This is a genomic window from Micromonospora sp. NPDC049580 (genome assembly GCF_040675595.1).
Lineage (GTDB): Bacteria > Actinomycetota > Actinomycetes > Mycobacteriales > Micromonosporaceae > Micromonospora.
Genome location: NZ_JBFAPG010000014.1, coordinates 24,785 through 31,918, shown reverse-complemented (window position 1 = coordinate 31,918; position 7,134 = coordinate 24,785). Strand labels below are relative to the sequence as shown.

Below are 7,134 nucleotides of genomic sequence, written 5' to 3'. Positions count from 1 at the left end.
TTGGGTGTTTGTTCCCTACCCCCTGCCCCCGGGGGCCGGGTTGGTGGTTGGGGCCGTCCCCGGGGCCGTTTTGTGGGGGGGGGGGGGGGGGCCCGCCGAGGCCGGAGCCAGCGCGTCGCGACCCGGCATCCATCGCAGCACCACCAGCACGCCGAGGGCCGCGACGACCGCGGACAGCGCCGCCGCCCAGTGCATGGCGGTGACGAAGGCGTCGTTGGCCGCCGAGATCAGCGTCGGCGCCGCCGGGCCGAGCTTCGCGGCCGCAGCGTACGCCCCGGAGATCGACTCGTTGGCCGCGTCCTGGGCCTGTGCGGGCAGGCCGGTCAACGCGTCGCCCACGTCACTGCGGTAGACCGCGGAGAGCACCGAGCCGAGGACCGCCACGCCGAGCGCGCCGGCCACCTGGCGGACGGTGTTGCTCACCGCGGAGCCCACGCCGGCCTTCTCGCGGGGCAGCGCCGACATGATGGACTCGGTGGCCGGCGGCATGATGTTGGCCATCCCGACGCCCTGGATGAAGAAGACGACAAGCACGATCCAGATCGGGGTGGACGCGCCGATGAAGGCGAACGCGGCCAGCGCCACCACGGTCAGCCCCAGCCCCACGGCGGCGACCGCCCGGCCGCCGTAGCGGCGCACCATCGCGGCGCTGCGCGGCGCGAAGATCAGCTGGGCGCCGGCGAAGGGCAGGAAGAGCAGGCCGGTCTGCAGCGGGCTGTAGTCGCGGACCAACTGCAGGTAGAACGAGCTGAAGAACATCACGCCCATCGCGGCGAAGAACACCAGGCCGACGATCGCCACCGGCGCGGCGAAGCGCGGCACCTTGAACAGCCGGACGTCCAGCGACGGGTGGTCGGAGCGCAGCTCGTGCCGCACGAACCAGGCCAGCACGGCGAGGCCCACCAGGATCGAGCCCCAGGCCACCGGACGGTCGAAGCCGTGCTCGCCACCGTCGATGATGCCGTAGGAGAGGGCCACCAGGCCGACCACGGAGAGCAGGACGCCGAGCAGGTCGACGCGGCCGGGGCGTGGGTCACGCGATTCGGGGACGAGCAGCGCCACCAGGAGAACGCCGGCGACGACCACCGGGACGTTGATCAGGAAGACCGAGCCCCACCAGAAGTGCTCCAGCAGCGTGCCGCCGAGGATCGGACCGATCGCCACGGCCAGGCCGACCGCGCCGGCCCAGATGCCGATGGCCCGGCCGCGCTCACGCGGGTCGAACACGTTGGAGATGATCGAGAGCGTCACCGGCATGATGGCCGCGCCGCCGACCCCCATCAGGGCGCGGGCCGCGATGAGCTGCGCGGGGCTGTGAGCGTACGCGGAGAGCAGCGACGCCAGGCCGAACAGCGCCAGCCCGATCATCAGGAAGCGCTTGCGGCCGGCGCGGTCGCCGAGCACCCCGAAGGTGAACAGCAGTCCGGCGAAGACCAGCGTGTAGGAGTTGATGGACCACTCCAGCTCGCCCTGGCTGGCCCCGAGGCCGTGCACCGGGTCGGCCAGGGTGCGCAGCGCGACGTTGAGGATCGTGTTGTCGAGGACGACAACGAGGAGGCTGATCACCAGCACCCCCAGGATCGCCCACCTCCTCGGGTGTCCCGTGTTCTCGTGCAGTTCCATGCCCGTTCTCCCCCCGGTTGCACCCGACGCAATACGATACGAGCCAGACTCGTATCGCGGGACAGCCTAAGGGCGGGCATTAACGATACGGAACGGATCCGTATCGTATGTGGCGGGCATCACCTCCGCTGTGCCGCGAGACAGGCGGCGACGGCGGCCGGCAGCCCGCCCAGATGGCCCACCGGCGCGGCCAGCGGCTCGATCCAGCCCGGCCCGGCGCCGTACACCCGCAGGCGCGGAAAGTCCCGGGCGAAGCGCACGAGGCGGTACGCGCGGCCGGTGACCGGCGTCTGCGACCAGAGCACGACGGTGTGCGGGCGAGCCCGGTACACCGCGCTGGTCAGGGCGGGCCAGGGCAGCGCGGGCCCCAGGTGCAGGCAGCCGCGGCCCTGCTCCCGCAGGGCGGCGGCGAGCGCGTGCAGGCCGAGGGAGTGCGTCTCCTGCTCGGCCCCGGCCAGCAGCACCCCGCCGACGGGCAGGGAGCGGCCGGGCTCGCGGCGGTACACGTCCAGTCCGACCCGGACACCCTCGGCCAGGGCGTGCTCGACGGCGATCTCGGCGGCGCCGCGCCCCGACAACCGCCCCAGCAACGGCCGACAGACCTGCTCCCAGAGCGCCGGCACGCCCCACTCGGCGGCCAGCTCCCGCGTCAGCGCGGCGACACGGTTACCGTCCAGGTCCTCGGCCGCCAGCGAGACCCGCTTGAGCGCGGTCTGCACGGCGTCGGCCGGCATCGGCTCGGTCAGCATCGGCTCGGTCAGCACAGACGTACCCCCGGGTAGACGTTCTCTACCCGGGGGTTCGCCGCGAGCGCGCGCGGCGGATGCGCCCGGCGGGAATTTACCGGCGCCGGAGCGCCAGCCGGCGGGCCAGCGCGGCGGCGCTGCCCCAGATGCCGCGCCGGAAGAGCACCACCACGAGGACGAAGATGCCGCCCGTGACCAGGCCGATCGCCTCGAATCCGGAGAACGACAACCAGTCCTCCAGGCGTACGACGACCGCGGCGCCGAGCACCCCGCCCCACAGCGTCCCGATCCCGCCGAGCACCACCACGATGACGGCCTTGCCGGAGGTGGTCCAGTGCAGCACGTCGAGCGAGACGAACCGGTGCCCCACCGCGAACAGGCCGCCGCCGAGGCCGGCGATGAACCCGGACAGGACGAACGCGGTGAGCTTGTAGCGGTGCACCGGATAGCCCAGGGCACGGGCGCGGGCCGGATTGTCGCGGATGCCGACGAGCACCCGGCCGAACGGCGAGTGCACGATACGCCAGGCGGCGGCCAGCCCGAGCAGCACGATCGGCAGGATCGCATAGTAGAAGTAGTAGTCGTCGGTCAGATCCAGGCCGAAGAACGAACGGGGCACCCCCTGCAGGCCGTTCTCCCCCTGCGTCACGGAGCGCCACTCGTTGGCCACGTAGTAGACCATCTGCGCGAACGCGAGGGTCACCATGGCGAAGTAGATGCCGGTCCGCTTGACCGCGAGATAGCCGATCGGCACGGCGAGGACGGCCGCGGCGAGTGCCCCGGCCAGCACCGCCAGGGGGAACGGCAGGCCGGCGTGGATGGCCACCAACCCGGTGACGTACGCGGAGGTGCCCCAGAACGCGGCGTGCCCGAAGGACATCAGCCCGGTGAAGCCGAGCAGCAGGTCCACCGCCACGGCGAACAGCGCCCAGCAGAGGATGTCCACCGCGACGGCCGGGTAGAGGCCGTTGGGCAGCCAGGCCGCGACGGCCAGCCCGACGGCGAGCAGCGCGTACCGCACCCAGCCGGGGGCGTGGGCCACGGCGACCAGCCCGGACGGCGGCGTCGAGCGGGACGCGTCGGCGGGAGTGTCCACGGTGCTCGTCATGCCGGGGCCTCCTCACGACCGAACAGGCCGGCCGGACGCCAGAGCAGGACGCCGGCCATCACGACGAAGACGATCGTCTGCGACACGATCGGGAAGTTCGACAGGTACGCCTCGCCCCACGCCTGCACCAGGCCGATGCCGAAGCCGGCGGCGACCGAGCCGAAGATGGAACCCAGACCGCCGATCACGACCACCGCGAAGACCACGATGATCAGGTCGGCGCCCATCAGCGGGTTGACCGCGCGCATCGGCGCGGCCAGCACACCGGCGAGCCCGGCCAGGCCGATGCCGAAGCCGAAGACCGGCGTCACCCAGCGCCCGACGTCGATCCCGAACGCCCGGGTCAGGTCGGGCCGCTCGGTGGCCGCGCGGACGACCATGCCGATCCGGGTCCGGGTGAGCACCCACCACACCGCCACACAGAGCAGCACCGCGAAGCCGAGGATGAACACGCGGTACGTCGGGAAGTCGAACAGGCCGAAGTTCACGGTCCCGTCCAACAGCGCCGGGGTCGCGTACGGGCTGGACTGCACGCCGTAGCGCAGCTTCACCAGGTCCTGCAGGATCAGCGTCAGGCCGAAGGTGAGCAGGAAGTTGTAGAGCGGGTCGAGCTTCGTCAGCCGGTGGATCACCGCGCGCTCCAGGGCCATGCCGAGCAGCCCGAGCCCCACCGGCATGATCACCAGGGCCGCCCAGAACGGCACGCCCGCCTCGGTGAGCAGCACGTACGCGCCGAACGCGCCGAGCATGTAGAACGCGCCGTGCGCGAAGTTGACCACCCGCAGCATGCCGAAGATGACGGCGAGCCCGAGGGCGAGCAGGGCGTAGAACGCCCCGCTCACCAGCCCGTTGAAGGTGTTCTGCGCGAAACCACTCATAGCTTGCAGTCCGCGGACGGCGCGCGGAACGCCTCCGCGGCGGGGATCGTCTTGAGCACCTTCACGTAGTCCCACGGCTCGGTGACCTCGGCCTGCGGCTTCACCTGGGCCAGGTACGCGTCGTGCACCACCCGGTGGTCCTCGGCGCGGATCTTGCCGTTGCGCAGGAAGACGTCCTCGACCGTCTTGCCCTCCAGCCCCTTGACCACGGTGTCCGCGTCGTCGGTGCCGGCGGCCTGCACCGCCTCCAGGTACTGCAGGGCCGCCGAGTAGTTGGCGGCGTGCGCGAACGTCGGCCGGGTGCCGGTCTTCTGCTGGAACCGGTCGGCGAACTCCCGGTTCTTCGCGTCGAAGTTCCAGTACCAGGCGTCGGTGTACGTCGTGCCGGCCAGCGCGGCCGGGGTGAGCGAGTGGATGTCGGTGAGGAACATCAGGCCCACGGCGAGGCCGACGCCCTTGTCGCGCAACTTGAACTCGTTGTACTGCTTCACCACGTTGACCAGCTCCGCGCCGGCCTGCATGGTGCCCAGCACGTCCGGCTTCGGGTTCAGCGTCGGCGCCTTGAGCAGGAACGTCGAGAAGTCGCCGCTGGTGTTCGGGAACGGCGCCCCGTCCTTCCCGACGACAGTCCCGCCGGCCGCCGTGATGGCGGTGGAGAAGCTCTTCTCCATGTCCTGCCCGAACGCGTAGTTCGGGTAGAGGATGTACCAGTTCTTGCCGATCTGCTCGGTGGTGGTCTTCCCGGTGCCGTTGGCCAGCATGTACGTGTCGTAGGCGTAGTGGAACGTGTATTTGTTGCAGCTCTTGCCGGTCAGGTCGGTCGTCGCCGCGCCGATGTTGAAGTAGAGCTTCTTCTTCTCCTTCGCCACGTCGGCCACCTTCAGCGCGGCCGACGAGGTGGGCACGTCCAGGATGAGGTCGACGCCCTTGCGGTCGTACATCTCCTGGGCCTTGGAGTTGGCCACGTCCGGCTTGTTCTGGTGGTCGGCGGTCTCCACGGTGATGTCCTTGGTCACCGCCTTGTCGCCGTACTTCGCGGTGAAGTCGGCGATGGCCATCTCCACCGCCGTCACCGAGTTCTTGCCGGACAACTCCGAGTACGCCCCGGACTGGTCGTTGAGCACGCCCAGCACGATCTTGTCGCCGGTCAGCTTCTGATCGCCGCCCGACTGGGGTCCACCGCCGCCGCAACCCGCGACCAGCACCACCGCGGCCGACGCCGCGGCCACACCCACCGTCCTGCGCATGCCCACTCCATCCATTCCGCGCGCCGTCGCGCGGCTCGTCGTTGAGAAGAATCAGATCCCGAGGTACGCGAGCAGCTCGCGTTCGCGCGAGCGCACCTCGGAGTTGTCCATCGCCTCGGCGACACGTCCCTCGGCCAGCAGGTAGTGCCGGTCGGCGACGCCGGTGGCGAAGTGCAGGTTCTGCTCGACCAGCAGCACGGTCACCCCGTGCTGCTTGGCCTCCCGCAGCAGGTCGCCGACCTGCTGCACGAGCAGCGGTGACAGCCCCTCGGTGGGCTCGTCGCAGAGCAGCAGCCGCGCACCCATGCGCAGCACCCGGGCCAGGGCCAGCATCTGCTGCTCGCCGCCGGAGAGCATGGTGGCCGCCGAGTCCCGCCGGGTGTGGAGAGCGGGGAACGCCTCGTACACCCGCTCCAGCGGCCACGGGTCGGGGCCGACCGTGGGCGGCAGGGTGAGGTTCTCGGTGACGGTCAGGGTGGCGTAGCTGCCCCGGTCGTCGGGCACCCAGCCCAGCCCGAGGCGGGCCCGGCGGTGCGCGGGCAGCCTGGTGATGTCCCGCCCGTCCAGCTCCACCGTGCCGCGCTGGCCGGAGTGCAGCCCCATCACGCAGCGCAGCAGAGTGGATTTGCCGGCGCCGTTGCGGCCCACGAGGGTGACCACCTCGCCGGCGGCGACCTCCAGGCCGACCTCCCGCAGCACCTGCGCCTCGCCGTAGAACGCGGCGAGGTTCTCAATGCGCAGCATCAGCGGCTCCCAGGTAGGCGGTGATCACGCGCTCGTCGGCGCGGACCTGCTCGTACGGGCCCTCGACGAGGACCCTGCCGGCCTGCAGGACGGTGACGGTGTCGGCGAGCCGGCCGACCACGCTCATGTTGTGCTCGACCATGACCACGGTGCGGCCCGCCCGGACCCGGCTGATCAGCTCGACGGTGCGGTCGACGTCCTCCAGGCCCATCCCCGCGGTCGGCTCGTCGAGCAGCAGCACCTTCGGGTCCAGCGCGAGGGCGATGGCCAGCTCCAGGGCCCGCTTGCGGCCGTACGCCAGCGCCGCCGACGGGGCCTGCGCCAGGTCGGCCAACCCCACCATGGCCAGCAGCTCGTCGGCCCGTTCGGTGTAGCGGTCCAGCAGCTTCGCCGAACGCCAGAACCGCCAGCCCAGCCCGCTGGAGGACTGCAACGCCAGCGCGACGTGCTCGCGGGCGGACAGCTGCGGGAAGAGGCTGGTGATCTGGAACGAGCGGGCCACGCCGAGCCGGGCGACCCGCTCCGGCGGCAGCCCCGTGACGTCCCGCCCGGCCAGTTCGATCCGCCCGCCGCTGGGCGCGAGGAACCCGGTGAGCAGGTTGAACAGGGTGGTCTTGCCGGCGCCGTTCGGGCCGACGAGCGCGTGCACACTCTCCGGCGCGACGTCCAGGTCGACCTCGTCGACCGCCCGGAAGCCCCGGAAGTCCCGGGTCAGCCCGCGGGCCGACAGGAGCGCTTGCCCGGCCATCGCCTCATCCTCCGCACGGTCGCGGCGACGGTCGATTCGG

The 7,134-nt window shown here is 71.4% G+C and carries 7 protein-coding genes; all 7 read right to left on the bottom strand.

All coding sequences use genetic code 11. The annotated features are described in order from the left end of the window. Positions 1-15: 15 nt before the first annotated feature. On the bottom strand, positions 16-1,623 hold the full coding sequence (locus AB0J68_RS02610) for an MFS transporter (protein WP_363935642.1): 1,608 nt from the start codon (positions 1,621-1,623) through the stop codon (positions 16-18). 119 nt (positions 1,624-1,742) lie between these two features. Beyond that, positions 1,743-2,387 carry a transcriptional regulator gene (locus tag AB0J68_RS02605; protein WP_354856019.1) on the bottom strand — a complete coding sequence of 215 codons (645 nt, stop codon included), beginning with the start codon at positions 2,385-2,387 and terminating at the stop codon, positions 1,743-1,745. 76 nt (positions 2,388-2,463) lie between these two features. Then, positions 2,464-3,477: a branched-chain amino acid ABC transporter permease gene (locus AB0J68_RS02600; protein ID WP_355065744.1), complete on the bottom strand. Its 1,014-nt coding sequence runs from the start codon at positions 3,475-3,477 to the stop codon at positions 2,464-2,466. Further along, positions 3,474-4,355, bottom strand: a complete 882-nt coding sequence (locus AB0J68_RS02595; RefSeq protein ID WP_363935638.1) for a branched-chain amino acid ABC transporter permease — start codon at positions 4,353-4,355, stop codon at positions 3,474-3,476. Before AB0J68_RS02595 ends, AB0J68_RS02600 begins: the two co-directional genes overlap by 4 nt. Then, positions 4,352-5,602, bottom strand: coding sequence for an ABC transporter substrate-binding protein (locus AB0J68_RS02590; RefSeq protein WP_363935636.1), 1,251 nt, complete (start codon positions 5,600-5,602; stop codon positions 4,352-4,354). The genes AB0J68_RS02595 and AB0J68_RS02590 overlap by 4 nt, the downstream gene beginning before the upstream one ends. A 51-nt stretch (positions 5,603-5,653) precedes the next feature. Further along, positions 5,654-6,346 carry an ABC transporter ATP-binding protein gene (locus AB0J68_RS02585; RefSeq protein ID WP_355065738.1) on the bottom strand — a complete coding sequence of 231 codons (693 nt, stop codon included), beginning with the start codon at positions 6,344-6,346 and terminating at the stop codon, positions 5,654-5,656. After that, positions 6,333-7,094 (bottom strand): ABC transporter ATP-binding protein, encoded by a 762-nt coding sequence (locus tag AB0J68_RS02580; protein ID WP_355065736.1) that lies wholly within the window; start codon positions 7,092-7,094, stop codon positions 6,333-6,335. Before AB0J68_RS02580 ends, AB0J68_RS02585 begins: the two co-directional genes overlap by 14 nt. Between the last annotated feature and the right edge of the window lie 40 nt (positions 7,095-7,134).